The following is a 17,634-nucleotide window of genomic DNA, read 5'->3' on the forward strand; positions in this document are numbered from 1 at the left end:
GCCGTAGGCGTACTTCGTATGGTTCTCGCCTGCCGAAGGCACGCAAAGCGAGGCGGGCTTCGCCTGTGCCAATACCACAGGCACTCCCTACAGTCACAAAAGAACTGGGGATGTTACGGCACGACTGTGTGCTTCGCAGGGCTAGTCCCCACAAATAATAAAACTAAGAAAATAATTTTTGACAAAATATAGTTGTTTAGGTATATACTAAAAACCTAATCACAACTTGGGCGGGCATGCTTTTATGTTTTAAGCTTTAAATATAAATAAATCTATCAAATCTAGAAAAAATAAAAAACTAAAGGGCGGGGTATGTAAATAAAGTTTTTAAATTTAATACTTGAAAACTATTTGTATTTATTATAATATTTCTATTATGGTTATTTTAAAAATGAAATTAAAAGGCGATAAGATACATATCAAAGTATCAGGCGGAGATGTATTCACTATACCAAAAAACGGACTCTATGAACTAGATTTATACGAGGGAATGGAGCTTGAATACGATGAAATACCTCATATAAGATTCAGAGCTTTCGAGTCTGCCGCAAGAAAATCTGCAGTATCTATACTTAAACGCGGATTTATAAGCGAGGGTATGCTTAGAGAAAAACTCACAAAAAAAGGGCATAAAAAAAGATTCATAAGACATGCCGTAAATTACTGCAAAGAATATGATCTCATAGATGATAAAAGATTCGTAAAAATAGCTATTAATAGTTTAAAGCTTAAAGGCAAAAGCAAAAGACATATAATAGATTATCTAAAGAAAAATAAAGTAAAACCAAGTTTGATAGAAAGAGCACAAAACTCTATAAGCGATAGAATAGATGATAAAGCTTTAAAAGATGCTATAAGAAAATATTATAAACTATATGAACATAAAGAAAGAAAAGAAGATTATATTATAAAGACATTAATGCGTAAAGGTTTCAAATACGATAGAATCAAAACTCTAGTGAGAAAATATATAGATAAGAAAGAAAATTATAAAGAGTAGTTATTTATAATAAGAAAAATACTAAATTGCATAATATTGCTAAAATAAATAATGCTGAAATTAATAAAATACAATTTTATCTTAATAATTGCTTCACTGCATTTATAATGCTATTTATAAAAAATGTAATCATATATTATTTTTGAAAAAACAATATTAAATATTGAATTATAAAAACAAAAATAATATAATATAAAAAATATTCATTTGAGTAGGATTTAATTATATGATTGACAATAAAGTTAAAGAGCTTGCAAGAAAAATAGAAACTGAATCAAAAAAGCTGGATAAAAAAATAAAGGATATTGAAAAAATTAAATCATCTATAACTAAAGATTTAAAAAAGAATGTTAAAGAATTAAAAACAAATCAATTAAAAAAACTTCAGGAAGAAAAGAAAAATATTACAGATAAAGTAAAAGAAATGAAGTCTAATCTTCTAAATGCCAAAAAAGATAATACCACAAAAGAAGTAAGTAAAAAAATAGATGAAAAAAAGAAAGATATAGAAAACAGTCAAAATAAAAAGCCTATAGATAAAACAGCAAAAAAAATCATGAATATGATGGCTTTATACAATAAAAATGCCAATAAAAAACTTATTGAAATTCTTCTTACAGTCAAAGAAGAAGATTTAATAAAAGAAACTAATGCATATTTCAAATCTGTGCTTGGAACATTTAAACATATTATTCAATGCGATATATATTTCTTTAATGTATACAGGAAATATTCAAGCAAAAAGAAAATAGAAAATGAAGATATATTAAACTATCTAAATGAAGATTTTACTTTCAATATAAATATAGATGAAAATTTAAACAGTTTAATAGATATAAGAAAAAAATTAGATGATGTTATAATAGCCATTGTTAATAGTATAGAAGATTTTAATATATCAGGAAAAGTAATTATTCCTAATGCTGTAATAAAAAAGCCTAGATACCATTTGATAATGCATGCCTTAAATCATAGCACTCATCATAGAGGAGAGATTTCTGTAATGCTTGATCAAATGGAATATAAAAACGATTATTCAAATTTAATGACTATGATATAAAAAATTAATATATAGCTAAACAAATATATTTTGTAAATTTTTGCTTTTTTATTAATTTAAAGAATATTTTTTTATAATATAAAATATTCTTTAGTATTACTTAAATATGTTTTATACGTAATATAAATTATTGATTTTTATACAATAATAAGTAATCAGCCGCACGTATAGATGGCGTTTGATAATATGAAACGCTACCGTGCGGGAAGGTGCCGCAGCTCGCGGTTGAGAAACTTTAAAATTTTCAGTATATAATAAAACAGATATGCAAATAAATACATGCATATCTGTTTTTTTATTTAATTAATATTAACTATTTAACAAAGATTATTTTAAAAGACCTAATATATATAAAACAAGATCATTAAAATCAAGATTTACATGCTTAGCCATTGCAGGTATGTCAGAAGTATTTGTCATACCGCCTTGAGTGTTTACTTCCATAAGATAAACTTCATTATCATCGCCGACTATAGCATCTATTCTTGAAAGTCCGCTGCAGCCTAAAACTCTATAAGCCTTCTTACATGTTTCTACCACTTTGTTTTCCATTTCTTTTGATAATTTGGCAGGCATTTCCATTTCTGTTTTTCCCGGAGTGTATTTTGCCTCATAATCGTATATTTCATTTTTAGGATTTATTCCTAATATTGGAAAGACATAAGTATTATCATCATCTTGTTTTACTAGTCCAACTGTAATTTCTTTTCCTTTTATATAAGGCTCTAAGAAATAATTTTGAATATCTTTTATATCTTTTACTACATTTTCAAATTCTGATTTTGTCTTTATCAAATGAACTCCTACACTTGAACCATCTGATATAGGCTTTAATATTATAGGGAAATTAAAAGAAAGTAAGCTTCCTTTTACATTATTATCATTAATTTCTTTAACATCTTTAAGAAGCATAAAATCTGCAGTAGATACATTTGATGACTTCCATATTCTTTTAGTATAAACCTTATTCATACAAACGGCACTAACTAAAATATTTTCGCCTGTATATTTAATATTAAGACTCTCCAAAAGTCCCTGAATAGTTCCGTCCTCTCCTGATGTGCCATGCAAAATATTATAGCAGTATTCAATATTATTTTCTTTCAATGTTTTTACTAATTCATAAGAATCTTTAACATCTATTAAAATACAATTATCTTTAATTTCATCGAAGCTAGTTAATGCTTTATAAACATTCTGTCCGCTTCTAAGTGAAACTTCTCTCTCAGAGCTTAATCCGCCATGCAAAACTGCTATTTTTTTATTTTTAAACTTATTTAAAATATTTTGTTTTAATTCGCTGTTTAATATCATTTTGTATACCTATTATATTTTAATTGTATTTATCAAAAAATAATCTTAGTCTTATTATATCGTATAATTTTACATTTTTATAATGAAATTTTTAAATTGAACAATTATTTTAATATGAAAATAGTTATAAATTACCATTTACTTTATTATAAATAAGGGTTATTATATAAAACACTATGAATGCTGATTTGAATAATAATATAGTAAAAAATTCTGTTTCTAAGATAAGTGCAGTTATATGCATAATATGTGCTAGTTCTGCAATAGCTGTCTTAGTGCTTTTAATAATTAATTCTAAAACTGCAAGAGAAATTACCTCATTTTCTCTATACTCAAGTTTTTTAACAATATTTTATATAATAAATTCAATATACCATTTTTTCCCTTTTCATAATAAAGCCAAAAAGGTTTTTTATATATTATCGCATGCTTTTTTTATTATGATGATATGGGGTGTATATATTCCTCCATGTTTAATTTCATTACAAAACGGATGGGGCTGGAGTTTCTTTGGAATTATTACAGGGCTTTGTGCATTAGGTATTACTTTAAGAAGCATATTCGGATACAGATGGCGAGGTGCTACTGAAACAATATATTATTTTTTATTAAATTGGGTTTGGCTCATAGCTATATCAAAAATAGCCGCAGCCGTTGGCGAATACGGAGCTATATTATATTTAACAGGCTTTCTTCTTTTAAATATAGCAATGGTATTTTATAGGCTTGCTATGTATGAAGCGAATAGAAGATATACTTTATTTTTACCTTTATTTTATTCGCTTTTAATAATATCTAATGTATGCCATGCAGTTTTTATGTTTAGATATGTTGCTAACATTTTCTAATTTTGTTATATTTTATATATGAAAAATACATATTGATTGGGAGGAGATAAAATATGATTAAAGAAAGACTAAGCGACTATATTCAAAATACTATAAAAGAAAATTGGGATATTAATGCATTAGCTGATTACGGCACTAATAATATACTAAAATATTCTGATATAGCCAAAAATATTCTAAAAATACATACAGGTTTTAAAAAGCTCGATATACATAAAGGTGAGAAAATAGCTCTATGCGGTGCTAATTCTGTTAATTGGGCTTTAACATACATCTCTACAGTAAGCTATGGAGCTGTGGTGGTTCCTATACTCGTGGACTTTTCAAAAGAAGATATAGCTTCTATCATAAAAGATTCAGGTGCTAAATTTTTATTTGCTGATTCTAATATATTAAAAGGAATAGATACTAACACTTTATCACTTCTCACTAAATCTTTTTATTTAAATAATTTCGATACATTCATTATAGAAGAAAATACAGAAGAAAAAAAAGAAAGCAATAAAAAAATAGAAAATATATTCAGCGATATAGAAATAGAAGATATAAAAAAAGAAGATTTTAATCTTACTATATTTGAAAATGATACTTTGGCTACTATTATATACACTTCTGGAACTACAGGATTTAGTAAAGGTGTTATGCTTAATCATAATTCATTAGCTGCTAATATAAGATTTGCAATCAATAATATGCCTATAAAGCCTAATGATCATATACTTTCTTTCCTTCCTCTTGCCCATGTATTCGGCTGTTTATTTGACTTTTTATTTCCATTTTCAAGAGGAGCATGCATATATATGCTTAATGCTATACCTAGCCCTAATATATTACTTAAAGCATTCGATGAGGTAAAACCTAATCTTATATTGATGGTTCCTCTTATCATAGAAAAAATTTACCTTAAAAAAATACTGCCTACTATAAGCAAGCCTTTAGTTGCTAATTTATTAAAAATGCCTATTATATCATCTATACTGAAATCAAAAATAAGAAATACGCTTACTCAATCTTTCGGAGGAAATTTTCATGAGGTTATAATAGGAGGAAGTGCTTTAAATAGTGATGTAGAAAAATTTCTTATGGATATAGGTTTTAAATTCACAGTAGGATATGGTATGACTGAATGCGGTCCTTTAATAAGTTACGGTCCTTGGAATAAGCATGTACCTAGAAGCTGCGGATGCATAATAGATACTTTAGAAGTAAAAATAGATGCTGAAAAAGAAGGCGATGTGGGTGAGATTATGGTTAAGGGTGAAAATGTTATGCTTGGTTATTATAAAAACTATAAAGCTACTGCTGATGTACTTTCTAAAGACGGCTGGCTTAGAACTGGAGATTTAGGTGTGCTTGGTGAAAATAACAGGATATTTATAAGAGGAAGAAGCAAGAATATGCTGCTTGGTGCAAGCGGACAGAATATTTATCCTGAAGAGATTGAAAGCAAGTTAAATGCTATGCCTTATATATTAGAGTCTTTAGTTTTACAAAGAGATAATAAACTTCATGCTTTACTATATTTAGATGCTGAGAGAATAAAAGATGAAAAATTAAGCGAAGAAGAAGTTAATAAACTTATAGAAAATAACAGAATAGAAGTTAATAAAGTGCTTCCTGAATTTGGAAGGATATCAGGATTTACTATTCAAAAAGAAGAGTTCATTAAAAATCCTACTAAAAAAATCAAAAGATTCCTATATAAATAAAATATAATTAAAATAAATAAAAGGCTTGAATAAATATTTATTCAAGCCTTTTCACTATTAATATACTAAAAATTATTCAACTTTTTCCCATATCTCATTTAATTTAGTTTGAAGCATATAGAATGCTATTATTTGAAACAATATAGATAATATAAATATTGTTCCTATTTTTCCTTCTTCAGGTTCAATACCAACTTTTTCTGACATATCTTTAAGTACTATAGCTGCCATCTTTTTATACCAAAAAAATGAATATATTCCGCATGTTATTATCATAAATAATATTGTTTTTACAGGATCTAAATTTTCATCTCCTGTAAACTCTTTTATTTCTTTAGTAGTAGTATAAAACCAATAATAGTAATATACTCCGCATGTAACCATAGTAAGTAAAATAACAATAATAGGTTTTCTTATAACGCCTTTATTCATATATTTCCTCCTTCTTTTTTTTACATTATAAAAGTACATAATATAAAAAACAAGTACAATCATATAGTATTTATACAAAATAATAAAAAAATGTTATTTTTTTTAATAAAAAATCTATTTATAATACAAAAACATCATATTTTAATATTAAATTTTATTTTATATAAAATACTATCTAACTTTTATGCTTATTAGAAAAATAATCTTATTAGAAATAAATACTAATATCTTAAAGTTTTATCCTATTCAACGCACGCAGGTAAAAATTTTAAGCTTATCATTAATTAAAAATACTAACATAAACAAACAACAAAATTTGATTAACCGTGCGTTAAATAAAATTCTAAATTTAATAAAAACTTGGGCGGGTGCTGTAATTTCTAATTTGGCTTTAAATATAATTAAAACTAAAATTTAAAATATAGCAGTAAATTTTAAAGGGCGGGGTATGTGAATAAAATTTTAAGCATGAATACTTTTAGGGATTACATACTTTGCATGCGGAATATCCTATTGATTTAGCTTTACTTAGTGATATGGCTGTAGTATTTGAATTTTTGATTGTTCTGCAATATTCTCTATGATATTTTTTGCCTTTCTCTGTGATGTAAACTGTTTCATCTTGAGCGTATGATAAAGATGTGATTATTAATAGTAAAAATAAAAGTTTAAAAATCTTCATAATATTATTTATCCTATATAGATATTATAGAAATAAAGATTTTTATAAACCTTATATAAGATGTTTTTATATAAAAAAATAAATTTTTAGGAACTTTTTATTTGTATAATTCGTCTAATAAAGCAAATAAAACATTTAATTAAAAGAGAGGTTTATTATGAAACGTATTTTTAGCATTATTTTATTCACAGTTATATTATCAGTATCAGTATATGCCAAAGAAAAAAATATGACTGGAAAGATTATAACGGAAAATGCAATTATGAATATTTTATTTATAATGAAGCAGGACTTACACAGGAACAATTAGCAGAAGTTATGAAACTAAAAGCAGAATATCAATCAAGATTCCATGACTTAAAAGAAAAAATTTATTTAGAAAAAACTAAAATGGATTTAGAAATGTCTAAAAAGAATTCTGATCCTAATGTTATAAGCAATTCTATGAATTTAAATATTCAGTATTCAAAAGAACTTCAAGATTTAGCAGATGAATTTTTAGCAAAATATAATGATATAAAAAACAATAAATAAATACTTATTAAAAAACTACCTTAAAATAAAAAATAGAGATGTAATTAATTTTATATCTCTATTTTTATTTTTAAAAATTTTAATCAAAATTCGTACTATTATATTTAATATATACTATAATAAATATTTCCATTTTTATTTTTTATTTTCTCTAATATAAAACTTGTTTTGTTATACATTCTCACACAATCAAATATTACAGTATTTCCTCTATGATCAATAATATCTTCTTCTTTACATTTACTGCATCCTACAGACATACTTTTCGGACAGAATGCAAAGTTCATAGCAGGAATAAAACCTTCTTTTACAGATAAAGTATGTTTTAAATTTTTACCTGCTTCTATAGCCGATATAACAGTGTCAATTCCTAACTTATATAAAAGATTCACACTGTAATTATTAATTGCATTAAGCCCAATGCCTGCCCATAATATAGCTTTTCCTTTTAATGCTTCAATATGTCCCAAGTTATTGCATATTACTATCATGTTATTTGTTTTTTCTGCTATGCTTTTTATAACTTCAATATCTTTATCAAATGTTACATGAGGCAGAAGTATACCATCTATTTTTTTATCTTTAAAAAGCTTAATTATATTTTCATCATAAACATTTGGAAATAATATTTTTTTATCATAATGAATATCAGAATATAAATTAATTTTTTCTTCGCTGCCAGCAATTAAAACTTTTATATCAATATTAGGATAATTAATATTTTTTTCATCATATAAATTTTTATCATAATTAATTTTTTTAGACTGCATTAAAATATTTTCAATTTTTTCAATTATGCATCTTCTAGCTTCATTTAGAATTTTAACAGGTATAAAAGGATTTTTAAAATTTTCTTCAATATTAATATTTTCAAATTCAAATACAGTGCCGCCTGTTTTTAAAAGAGAATTAAAAATATCTTCTTTAGCTGTTGCTTTAGTTTTAGCTTCCTGAAGCTTATAATCACTTATATATTCTATATTGTTTAGTCTTTCATCATATTTACTGTTGACTATTAATTTTATTTTTTCATTATTGAATCCAATTATACAATTTAAATCGAGCAAATGTTTAAAATGATCGCTTTCAATTATTTTATCTGCTTCGTCCATTTGTAATTTATCAGTGGTTCTATAAACTTCATCGCCAATATTTACATTTTTTAAAACAGCTGAAAAACTTAAATTTCCTTTCGCTCTTTTTACCCTTACATTATCTTTATATAAATCAGAAATCTGCATTCCAACTTTTCCGCTATCTCCAAATGAAAGCCCATCATAAACATTCAATTCTTTTTCTGCTTTTATATATATTTTATTTTTCTTATATGCTGTAACTTCTCCTATATACTCACCGTCATGGCTAGGCTTATAATTTTCAAAAATATCTTTTGAATTATAATAATAACCTTGAGAAAATCCGCCTCTATTAAAAATCTTCATCAAATCTTCTCTATATTTTTGGGTAGGTATATCTTTATTTTCTAAAGCTAAATCAATAGCATGTCTATATATTGAAGTTGTGATTGCAGCGTATTCGCTTCTTTTGGCACGTCCTTCAATTTTAAAAGAAGTTATTCCGCTTTCAAGTAAATTTGGAATTATATCAATTGTCATTAAATCTTTAGTACTTAAAGGATAATCAGTTTTTCCTCCAGTATATTCCATTCTGCAAGGCTGGGCACAGGCTCCGCGGTTTGCACTTCTTCCTCCATGCAAATAAGAATAAGCACATTGACCTGAAAAACTTACGCATAAAGCTCCATGCACAAAAGTTTCAAGTTCTATATCCGTATTATCTCTGATATATTTTATATTATCTAAACTCATCTCACGTGCTAACACTACCCTATCAATGCCAATACTTTTAAGAAGTTTTACACTATCCAAATTATTACAAGACATCTGTGTGCTTGCATGCATTGGAATATTTAAATTATTTCTTACAATATCAATAACACCTAAGTCCTGAACGATAATGGCATCAGCTCCCAAATCCGAAACAGTTTTTATTAATGGAAGTACTTTATCAATTTCATCGTTATAAACCAAAGTATTTACTGTTATATAAACATTAACATTTCTTAATTTTGCGAATTTTATATTTTCTTCAATCGCCTTTTCATCGAAGTTTTCAGCAGCACCAACTCTGGCATTAAAACTTTTAGTACCGAAATATACAGCATCAGCCCCAGCATTAACAGCCGCCTTCAAACCTCTTTCATCTCCGACAGGTGCAAGCAGTTCTATTTTTTTGTTTTGTGTTTTTATATTCAATTTGTTTTCCATTTATTTTAATTAATATTTAAACTATAGCATATAAGAAAATGAATTCAAGTATTAAATAATTTTTATATAATTTATATTTAAGATATATTTTTTAATATAGAATTTATTCAACTTTTTCCCGCCGCAAAAAGTTGCAAAAAATGCAAGTAATTAATATTTTATAAATCATTATAATATATTAATTAGAAACTCTTTTAAATCATTCAAATAAATATTATAAAAATCAACATAAGGTGTTAAATCAAAATCTTCGGCTTTAATATTGTTCTTAAAACCAAATTCACTCATATAGGCAAATACTTTTGATTTTTTAGTTAATGAGGATTATTGAATCTCCCGCTATTTATCAAACTTGATATTATATGATTTTTGGATTTATCTTTAGCTTCTAATATTTCATTAACATCATTAATAAAATCTTGAAACTGTCTGTTATAGCAAAGCTTATGCATAGTATCTATATCTAAATAATTTCTTTTTTTGGCTGAAAATAATATCTCAGAATCTTCAGGATTGTTATAATCTAATTTAATTACACCTACTCCGAAAGATTGATTTAATCTTTTTATTTCTTCCATCAATTCATCATAATTATTTTCATCTATTTCCATAGCCACAAGCCAAGATTCATTAGCCCAACCGGAATTTGATAATGCCTGAAAATAATATTCTGTCAAACTTCCAAGTGTAAGTTTTAATTTTAATTCATAAGCATAAAGCTCTGTAGTAGGTAAATTGATATGATTGAACAATTCCAAAACTGATTTATTAATATAATCTTTAAAAGTAACAGCCACTATATCAGGAGTGCCCCATTTCATCTTGCCTTTCAAGTTAACATCAGTAGCATTTGCATTTATAGTTTTAGAATATATTTTCATTGAGTACAAATATTTTGTAAGAGGTATATGCAAATCTTCTTCTAATATTTTTCTATTTGTAATTGTATTTTCAGTAACCTCTTCTGCATCTTCTTCTTCGCTTAAATTATTAATTTCATTTATTAAATTCTGATTAGAATTATTTATTTTATCTTTTAGGAAAAATTTACCTTTACCAACTTTAACAAATATTGTAGTATCTGGATTATATTTTATATCTGTATAAATACTAGAGCTTAAACTATAAGTTGGAGTTTTACTCATTTGATAATCAGAATTTTTTTTCTTACCAGTTTCTTTTATTTCTTTATCATAACCTAATTCGCAAGCCTTCTCCCATATTTCATCAACTTTCATGGGAACATCGCTTTGCTCTAAAATTTTTTTAGCTGCATCATAATATGTCATAATTAACTCCTAAACTTCATTGTTGTATTATACCATATCTACATAAAAATTAAACTAATTATAATATACTTTTTTACAGCATTTATATTTGATATATACATTTTTTAATGATATAATATTACAATTCACTTAAAAATATTGGACTTTTATGAATCATTTAATTACCGGACCTATGTTCGCAGGAAAATCAAAATATCTAATTAAAACCTTAGATTATCTTTTACTTGAAAATAAAAATATAAAAATATTATTCATATATCCAGCAATTTCTTTTAGAGGATATTTCTGCCGTGATAAAAATGTTTATTTAGATAAAAGAATAGATATAATCACTGAAGAAGAAATTGAAAATAATATTGGAAAAGATGTTGAAAATATTTATAATTATATTGCAAGATATGATATTATAGGAATAGATGAATTTTGTTTTTTAAATGATACTTCCATTTTTATAAAACTCATAAAAACATGCACTCAAAGAAACTGCAAAACCAATTTTTGTATAGCCTCTCTTGATATGGACTATAAAAGAAATTATTGGGAAAGCGTATCGGCATTAATAGAAGAAGATTTGATTGATATACATACAAAAGTTTTCGGTAAATGCGACTGCGGAAGAAAGGGAATATATTCAAAGAGAATAGTTAAAGATGTTGACAGAGTTGTAATAGGAGATGATATATATAAATGCGTGTGCAGATATTGTTATGAAGGCGAAGACGAAGTAAAATTTGATTTATAAAATTAATTACCTTTTTAAATAAGGATTTTATTACGATTAGAAAAAGTTTATTTATATTGTTATTCGCTTTTATTGTATTATCCTGCAATAGTAAATATGAGCCTAATAATGATAATAGTGAAATACAGGAAGTTTTTGAATTAGTAAATCAAACTAGAGCAGATATTGGCAGATATGCTTTGATATTAGATGAAAAATTAAATAGAGCAGCTGCTATAAGAGCAGAAGAAATATCAATTCTTTTTGATCATATTAGACCAGATAAAACTGCTTATTATACAGTATCTAAAGAAGTAGAAGGATGTCCGGAACCTTCAGCTGAGAATATAGCAAGATATCAAAAAACGCCTCAGGCCGTAATGGAAGCATGGATAAATTCACAAGGTCATTATAATAATATTATAGGCAGTCATAGCTATATAGGTATAGGAGTTTATAAAGATAATGATGGAAAATTATATTGGGTACAGCTTTTTGATTAATTTCATTACATTCGCCCGCCCTTTATATTTATTGTTACAATTTGAAATTTTGATTTAATTATTTTTTTAATTTGATTAGAAATTAAAGCACCCGCCCAAGATTTATTTAAATTGAGAATATCCGTTCCGCACGCTGAGGCAAATCATAAATATAAGATTGCATATTAATTAAAATTTAAATTATATCTAAGAATACATTCACCGTGCGTCTGAATATATTAAAAATGTAAATAAAACTTTTGGTGGGAACCTTCATTTCTAATTAGTTCAAAAATATAAATAGAAAAAAAATTAAAATTTAAAACTATAAATGGCGATTTTTTTCTTAATAAATTAATAAAAATAAAAGCTGGCAGATATTTTTAATACCCACCAGCTTTTCTATTATATAAAACGATTATTTCTCAATTCTTACTACAGGTTTAATTAAATCAGCAGGTTTATCTCTCATCATAAATAAAGCCTTTTCAAGATTTTCCCAACCCTCAAATACATGAGAAACTAAATGATGAACATTTAATTTTCCAGAAGCTACTAATGCACCAAGTTTTTCCATTCTGAGTCTTCCACCAGGCATAAGTCCGCCAAGTATAGCTTTATGCCCCATACCAACACCCCATTCAGCTCTAGGAATTTGTATATAATCACCTTTACCTAAATAGTTAACATTTCCAATTTTACCGCCTGGTTTTAAAGAACGAACTGCTTCAGCAAAAGTTTCAACACCGCCGCCAGCAATAATAACTTTATCAACACCTTTACCATTAGTCATTTTCAAAACTTGCTCATCAATAGTTCCGTTTTTATAGCTAATGAACTCTTCAGCACCATATTTTTTAGCAGCTTCAACACAATTAGGTCTAGTACCAACAGCAATAATTCTTGAAGCTCCTCTTAAAGCAGCGCCAGCAACTCCCATAAGACCAACAGGTCCAATACCAATAACAAGTACACTATCTCCATATTGTACATCAGCTAACTCAGCACCATGGAAACCAGTAGGCACCATATCAGAAAGCATACAAGCATCTACAGGATCAATATTGCTAGGTAAAAGAGCCAAGTTACCATCAGCATCATTAACATGGAAGAATTCTCCAAATACACCATCTTTAAAGTTAGAGAATTTCCATCCGGCAAGCATACCGCCTGAGTGCATAGAATATCCAGCCTGAGCTTCTACACTATTCCAATCAGGAGTAATGGCAGGAACTAAAACTTTATCTCCTGGTTTAAAGTCTTTTACTAAACTTCCAACTTCTACAACCTCACCACAAGCTTCATGACCTAAAATCATATTATGTCTTTCCCCTATAGCACCTTCCCATAATGTGTGTACATCAGAAGTACATATAGCAACAGCAAGAGGTTTCACAATAGCATCAGCAGGACCGCAAGCAGGTCTTTCTTTCTCAATCCAACCTGATTCACCTATTTTTAACATCGCATATCCTTTCATATTTACACTCCTTTTTTTATTTTATATATATGATTTTAAAAGTAAAAAACTATACATTTTATTTAAAATAAAATTTTATTATTATAAATTTATTTTGTAATAAAATACTGTCATATAAAAAATCTATATATTAGTACTCTATTTATTATTACTAGCTTTTATATACAAAGCATTATATAATGATTATATAACAGTATTAATGGAGAAATGTAATATATGAAAATATTGATTGTTTCAGGATTTTTAGGTGCTGGAAAAACTACCCTCATAAAAGAAATGGCTAATAAAACCAAAAGAGATTTTGTTGTAATGGAAAATGAATATGGCGATGTCGATATAGATTCTAATATATTGAAAGATGAAGGCATGAATATCTGGGAACTTACAGAAGGATGTGTATGCTGCACTATGAAACAAGATTTTGCTTCTTCTATACTCACAATAGCTAATTCTCTTGATCCTGAATACTTAATAGTAGAACCTACAGGAGCTGCTAAATTAAGCAATATTATCAACAATATAAAACAAATTGAATATGAAAGAATAGTACTTTTGAAACCTATAACTATAATAGATGGAAATACATTTGACTCTTTTATTAATTCTTATGATGATATTTATGCAGATCAAATTTTAAATGGATCAAAGATAATAATATCTAAAATAGAATCAAAAGAAGAATATGAAAAAGAAAATCTTATAAAAAAAATAAAGTCATTGATTATAAAAAACAATTTGCCATTATATAATATAGAAATACTTAAAGAACATTATTCTAATAAAGATAAAAAATGGTGGGAAAACATTTTAAATTCATTTTTAGATGATAAATATGCTATAAAAGAATTGGAAAAACCAAAAAATGAAGAAATGCCCGACTCTATAAGTATGAAAGGCTGCTGTGTTGAAAGTGAAAATAAATTTATGACTTTACTTGAAGATATTATTCACGGACGCTTTGGATTCATAGCAAGGTCTAAAGGTTTTATAAAATGCGGCAGTAATTATTTTAGATATGACGTTGTAGGAGAAAGATATGCTGTTACAGGGGCAGATGAAAATGATAAGCTTGAAGTAGTATTTATAGGCAAAGATTTGAATAGAAAACTTTTAAGGGAAGAATTTCAGCCTGTATATAGAGATAATATCAAACATAAAGAAGAACATTGTGAAGACCATAAGAAATAGTTTTTTATTTGATTGCATTTAGATTTAATGAAAAATAAATAATTTATTTTTTAAATTTTACTTACATTTCCCACCCTTTATATTTATCATTACAATTTGAAATTTTGATTTAATTATTTTTTTAATTTGATTAGAAATTAAAGCACCCGCCCAAGATTTATTTAAATTTAGAATCTATTTAACGCACGGTAAGCATAATTATAAATATAGTTTAATTTCTGTTTAAAATATATCTATATATTTAGCTTAATTAAACGTGCGTTTAGTGATTTTTTAAATTAAAAAAATACTTGGGTGGGCAGCTATAATTTCTGATTAAAGTATTAAATATGATGAGATTGTAAATACATATAAAAGTGATAAATCTAAAGGGTGGGAATTCTAAATAATTTTTGTTTTAAAAAATTAATTACATACCCCGCCCTTTTTCCTTTTTAAATTAATAAGTAATAAAAATACAAAATTTCTTTTTTATCAAATTAGAAATGTTAACACCCGCCCAAGCGAATATTAAATTTATAGAATTTATATAAAATGAAAAAAAAATAAAAAATCCTTTAATATTAAATGAATAATATTAAAGGATTATTTTTTATATTTTATTATCTAATTAGCTTTTCTTAAAACTTGAAATTTTATCATAAAAATTAGGAGCAAGTAAGGCAAGTACACACATTACTATAAAACCTGTTAATAATGCAGCTATAGGATTTAAAGTTATTCCTCCAATTATTACACCAATGAAAGCAGATATAGCAACCAAACCAGCATAAGGAATCTGTGTTGCAACATGTTCAAGTAAAGGACAGTTACTTCCAGTAGATGAAAGTATTGTAGTATCAGATATAGGAGAACAATGGTCTCCAAATACAGCACCGGAAACAACAGAACCAACATTTATAAGAAGAACATTAAGAAGAGCATTATCAGTATAACCATTGGCAGCAGCAAGTCCATTAGCAATAGGTATAACTATAGGAATAAGTATAGCAAAAGTACCCCAGCTTGTACCAGTAGAGAAAGCTATAACACATCCAAGTAAATAACCTATAGCAGGAAGAATCCAAAGAGGGAAACCGCCGCCTTTTACAGCTTCAGATAAGAAAGCAGCAAGTCCAAGTCCGCCGTCTGCAGGAGATGATTTGATAACGCTTCCTATAGACCAAGCTAATGCTAAAACTACTAATGCAGGAACCATAGATTTAACGCCTTCCATAATAGAGTTTCCGGCAGAACGTACACTTAATAATCTTCTAGCTACATAATAGATATACATTATCATAAGAGAAATAACAGCACCGTAAAATAAAGCTTTAGAAGCATCTGTATCTAAAAATGCCTGATTCAAAGATATGCTTGACATAGCTTGAGAGAAAGTTTCTATTCCATCGCTTCCAACTAATCCCATATATGTAGTAACAGGGAACATCACTATACAAACTATTATAAGTACAAGTATAGCTATAACCATATCATACCATTTAGCCTGATTGTTTGAAGAAGTTTCCATATTACCAGGACAAGCTCCATATAATTCCTCATCAAAAAGTTTTCCATTTTGAGCATTGTCTTCACTTCTTTTCATAGGACCGAAATCTTTAAATACTAAAGAAATAAGAACTACAAAAGCTAAAGCAAGAAGCGGATAAACAGAATAAGGTATCATCTTTATAAAGAAAACAAATTCACTTATATTTAAAGATTCAAAACCTTCTGAATCTCTTATATAACTCATAACTGTTACTACCCAAGTTGATATAGGAGCAAGTATACATACAGGAGCTGCAGTAGAATCTAATATGTATGCAAGTTTAGCTCTTGAAATTTTATTCTGATCTGAAACAGGACGCATAACAGTACCAACAGATAAACTATTAAAATAATCATCTATAAATATAATAAGTCCGAAAAACCAAGTAAATATAAGTATGCTTTTCTTAGTTTTTAAATATTTACTAGCCCATAAACCGAAAGCCTTAGTAGCTCCAGTTTTTGATAGCATACTAACAAAAGCACCAAGCAAAGCACAGAATAAAAGTATTCTTATATTCCAAGCGTCCCCGCTCATCTCTGCTACCTTATCAGTAAATATTGTAATAGCAGTAAATACATTACCATGAGCTATTATTAAAGTTCCAGATAGTATACCAAGCGTAAGCGAAATAATAACTTCTTTGGTTACTAAAGCAAGTATAATGGCTAAAAGAGGCGGTATAATACCCAACAGACCATAATGTTCCATAAGTTACTCCTAATTAATATATACACCTTTATAATCTTGAATCATTTCTTGAAAAATAATTGTTAAAATATAAAAAAGCCCCCTTATTTAGGGAGGCTAAATATTAAAAAATTATTATATTTGTCAAAATATAATAATTCAACACTCCCAAAAACAGAAGGTTTCTTTTAACTTTTTATATAAAAAAGAATTATTCATAGAAAATATCCAAAATTACTCTTACTTTTTGTAGTAAGAATCATTTTATATTAAAAATATTACTTTGTCAATAGTACTTATCAATTAAAGATGTTTAAGAGCCATAGATATTGCACACTTTTAGTTTAAAAAAAAGATGGTATTCCTTATAATTTATAATTGCTATA

Annotated in this window: 16 protein-coding genes; 9 read left to right on the top strand and 7 right to left on the bottom strand. The window is 26.9% G+C overall.

Annotation, left to right across the window (positions count from 1 at the left end):
• Nucleotides 1–391 precede the first annotated feature (391 nt).
• Nucleotides 392–1,000: a RecX family transcriptional regulator gene (locus Q0K19_RS05130; RefSeq protein WP_297245986.1), complete on the top strand. Its 609-nt coding sequence runs from the start codon at nt 392–394 to the stop codon at nt 998–1,000.
• Nucleotides 1,001–1,226: 226 nt separating this feature from the next.
• Entirely contained in the window at nt 1,227–2,060 is an 834-nt protein-coding gene (locus tag Q0K19_RS05135) for a DinB family protein (RefSeq protein ID WP_297245988.1), read from the top strand.
• 327 nt (nt 2,061–2,387) lie between these two features.
• Here Q0K19_RS05135 and Q0K19_RS05140 read toward each other — a convergent pair whose 3' ends face one another.
• Nucleotides 2,388–3,374, bottom strand: a complete 987-nt coding sequence (locus Q0K19_RS05140; RefSeq protein ID WP_297245990.1) for a D-alanine--D-alanine ligase — start codon at nt 3,372–3,374, stop codon at nt 2,388–2,390.
• Nucleotides 3,375–3,550: 176 nt separating this feature from the next.
• Between Q0K19_RS05140 and Q0K19_RS05145 the strand changes: the two genes are divergently transcribed.
• Entirely contained in the window at nt 3,551–4,222 is a 672-nt protein-coding gene (locus tag Q0K19_RS05145; protein WP_297245992.1) for a hemolysin III family protein, read from the top strand.
• Nucleotides 4,223–4,275: 53 nt separating this feature from the next.
• Nucleotides 4,276–5,931 carry an AMP-binding protein gene (locus Q0K19_RS05150; protein ID WP_297245994.1) on the top strand — a complete coding sequence of 552 codons (1,656 nt, stop codon included), beginning with the start codon at nt 4,276–4,278 and terminating at the stop codon, nt 5,929–5,931.
• Nucleotides 5,932–6,003: 72 nt separating this feature from the next.
• Here the strand turns inward: Q0K19_RS05150 and Q0K19_RS05155 are convergent, their stop codons facing one another.
• Both Q0K19_RS05155 and Q0K19_RS05160 read right to left on the bottom strand, forming a co-directional pair.
• Entirely contained in the window at nt 6,004–6,363 is a 360-nt protein-coding gene (locus Q0K19_RS05155; protein WP_297245996.1) for a DUF4234 domain-containing protein, read from the bottom strand.
• A gap of 478 nt (nt 6,364–6,841) precedes the next feature.
• Nucleotides 6,842–7,045, bottom strand: a complete 204-nt coding sequence (locus Q0K19_RS05160) for a hypothetical protein (protein WP_297245999.1) — start codon at nt 7,043–7,045, stop codon at nt 6,842–6,844.
• A gap of 157 nt (nt 7,046–7,202) precedes the next feature.
• On the opposite strand from Q0K19_RS05160, the gene Q0K19_RS05165 reads away from it, so the two are divergent.
• Nucleotides 7,203–7,355, top strand: a complete 153-nt coding sequence (locus Q0K19_RS05165) for a hypothetical protein (protein ID WP_297246001.1) — start codon at nt 7,203–7,205, stop codon at nt 7,353–7,355.
• 8 nt (nt 7,356–7,363) lie between these two features.
• On the top strand, nt 7,364–7,579 hold the full coding sequence (locus Q0K19_RS05170; protein WP_297246002.1) for a hypothetical protein: 216 nt from the start codon (nt 7,364–7,366) through the stop codon (nt 7,577–7,579).
• Between the two features lie 104 nt (nt 7,580–7,683).
• Here Q0K19_RS05170 and Q0K19_RS05175 read toward each other — a convergent pair whose 3' ends face one another.
• Together Q0K19_RS05175 and Q0K19_RS05180 are read right to left on the bottom strand one after the other, a co-directional pair.
• Nucleotides 7,684–9,867 carry a U32 family peptidase gene (locus tag Q0K19_RS05175; protein WP_297246005.1) on the bottom strand — a complete coding sequence of 728 codons (2,184 nt, stop codon included), beginning with the start codon at nt 9,865–9,867 and terminating at the stop codon, nt 7,684–7,686.
• A 314-nt stretch (nt 9,868–10,181) separates the two neighbouring features.
• A complete protein-coding gene (locus Q0K19_RS05180) occupies nt 10,182–11,156 on the bottom strand; it encodes an HTH domain-containing protein (RefSeq protein ID WP_297246007.1) in 975 nt (324 codons plus the stop codon).
• A gap of 148 nt (nt 11,157–11,304) precedes the next feature.
• Here Q0K19_RS05180 and Q0K19_RS05185 point away from each other — a divergent pair, with 148 nt between their 5' ends.
• Both Q0K19_RS05185 and Q0K19_RS05190 read left to right on the top strand, forming a co-directional pair.
• Entirely contained in the window at nt 11,305–11,898 is a 594-nt protein-coding gene (locus Q0K19_RS05185; RefSeq protein WP_297246009.1) for a thymidine kinase, read from the top strand.
• A gap of 56 nt (nt 11,899–11,954) precedes the next feature.
• Nucleotides 11,955–12,380: a CAP domain-containing protein gene (locus Q0K19_RS05190; protein ID WP_297246011.1), complete on the top strand. Its 426-nt coding sequence runs from the start codon at nt 11,955–11,957 to the stop codon at nt 12,378–12,380.
• Between the two features lie 397 nt (nt 12,381–12,777).
• On the opposite strand, the gene Q0K19_RS05195 is transcribed toward Q0K19_RS05190, so the two are convergent.
• A complete protein-coding gene (locus tag Q0K19_RS05195; RefSeq protein WP_012671365.1) occupies nt 12,778–13,839 on the bottom strand; it encodes an NAD(P)-dependent alcohol dehydrogenase in 1,062 nt (353 codons plus the stop codon).
• 216 nt (nt 13,840–14,055) lie between these two features.
• Between Q0K19_RS05195 and Q0K19_RS05200 the strand changes: the two genes are divergently transcribed.
• Complete coding sequence (locus tag Q0K19_RS05200) at nt 14,056–15,027, top strand: GTP-binding protein (RefSeq protein WP_297246014.1); 972 nt, start codon at nt 14,056–14,058, stop codon at nt 15,025–15,027.
• A gap of 610 nt (nt 15,028–15,637) precedes the next feature.
• On the opposite strand, the gene Q0K19_RS05205 is transcribed toward Q0K19_RS05200, so the two are convergent.
• A complete protein-coding gene (locus Q0K19_RS05205) occupies nt 15,638–17,269 on the bottom strand; it encodes a Na+/H+ antiporter NhaC family protein (protein ID WP_297246016.1) in 1,632 nt (543 codons plus the stop codon).
• Between the last annotated feature and the right edge of the window lie 365 nt (nt 17,270–17,634).

Origin of the sequence: uncultured Brachyspira sp., from assembly GCF_944393015.1 — a bacterium.
Taxonomy (GTDB): Bacteria; Spirochaetota; Brachyspiria; order Brachyspirales; family Brachyspiraceae; genus Brachyspira.

What these genes read in the sequence shown, in the direction of transcription:
- Q0K19_RS05130 (WP_297245986.1), top strand. Translation starts at nt 392, where the DNA reads ATGAAATTAAAAGGCGATAAGATACATATCAAAGTATCAGGCGGAGAT.
- Q0K19_RS05135 (WP_297245988.1), top strand. Translation starts at nt 1,227, where the DNA reads ATGATTGACAATAAAGTTAAAGAGCTTGCAAGAAAAATAGAAACTGAA.
- Q0K19_RS05140 (WP_297245990.1), bottom strand. Translation starts at nt 3,374, where the DNA reads ATGATATTAAACAGCGAATTAAAACAAAATATTTTAAATAAGTTTAAA.
- Q0K19_RS05145 (WP_297245992.1), top strand. Translation starts at nt 3,551, where the DNA reads ATGAATGCTGATTTGAATAATAATATAGTAAAAAATTCTGTTTCTAAG.
- Q0K19_RS05150 (WP_297245994.1), top strand. Translation starts at nt 4,276, where the DNA reads ATGATTAAAGAAAGACTAAGCGACTATATTCAAAATACTATAAAAGAA.
- Q0K19_RS05155 (WP_297245996.1), bottom strand. Translation starts at nt 6,363, where the DNA reads ATGAATAAAGGCGTTATAAGAAAACCTATTATTGTTATTTTACTTACT.
- Q0K19_RS05160 (WP_297245999.1), bottom strand. Translation starts at nt 7,045, where the DNA reads ATGAAGATTTTTAAACTTTTATTTTTACTATTAATAATCACATCTTTA.
- Q0K19_RS05165 (WP_297246001.1), top strand. Translation starts at nt 7,203, where the DNA reads ATGAAACGTATTTTTAGCATTATTTTATTCACAGTTATATTATCAGTA.
- Q0K19_RS05170 (WP_297246002.1), top strand. Translation starts at nt 7,364, where the DNA reads ATGAAACTAAAAGCAGAATATCAATCAAGATTCCATGACTTAAAAGAA.
- Q0K19_RS05175 (WP_297246005.1), bottom strand. Translation starts at nt 9,867, where the DNA reads ATGGAAAACAAATTGAATATAAAAACACAAAACAAAAAAATAGAACTG.
- Q0K19_RS05180 (WP_297246007.1), bottom strand. Translation starts at nt 11,156, where the DNA reads ATGACATATTATGATGCAGCTAAAAAAATTTTAGAGCAAAGCGATGTT.
- Q0K19_RS05185 (WP_297246009.1), top strand. Translation starts at nt 11,305, where the DNA reads ATGAATCATTTAATTACCGGACCTATGTTCGCAGGAAAATCAAAATAT.
- Q0K19_RS05195 (WP_012671365.1), bottom strand. Translation starts at nt 13,839, where the DNA reads ATGAAAGGATATGCGATGTTAAAAATAGGTGAATCAGGTTGGATTGAG.
- Q0K19_RS05200 (WP_297246014.1), top strand. Translation starts at nt 14,056, where the DNA reads ATGAAAATATTGATTGTTTCAGGATTTTTAGGTGCTGGAAAAACTACC.
- Q0K19_RS05205 (WP_297246016.1), bottom strand. Translation starts at nt 17,269, where the DNA reads ATGGAACATTATGGTCTGTTGGGTATTATACCGCCTCTTTTAGCCATT.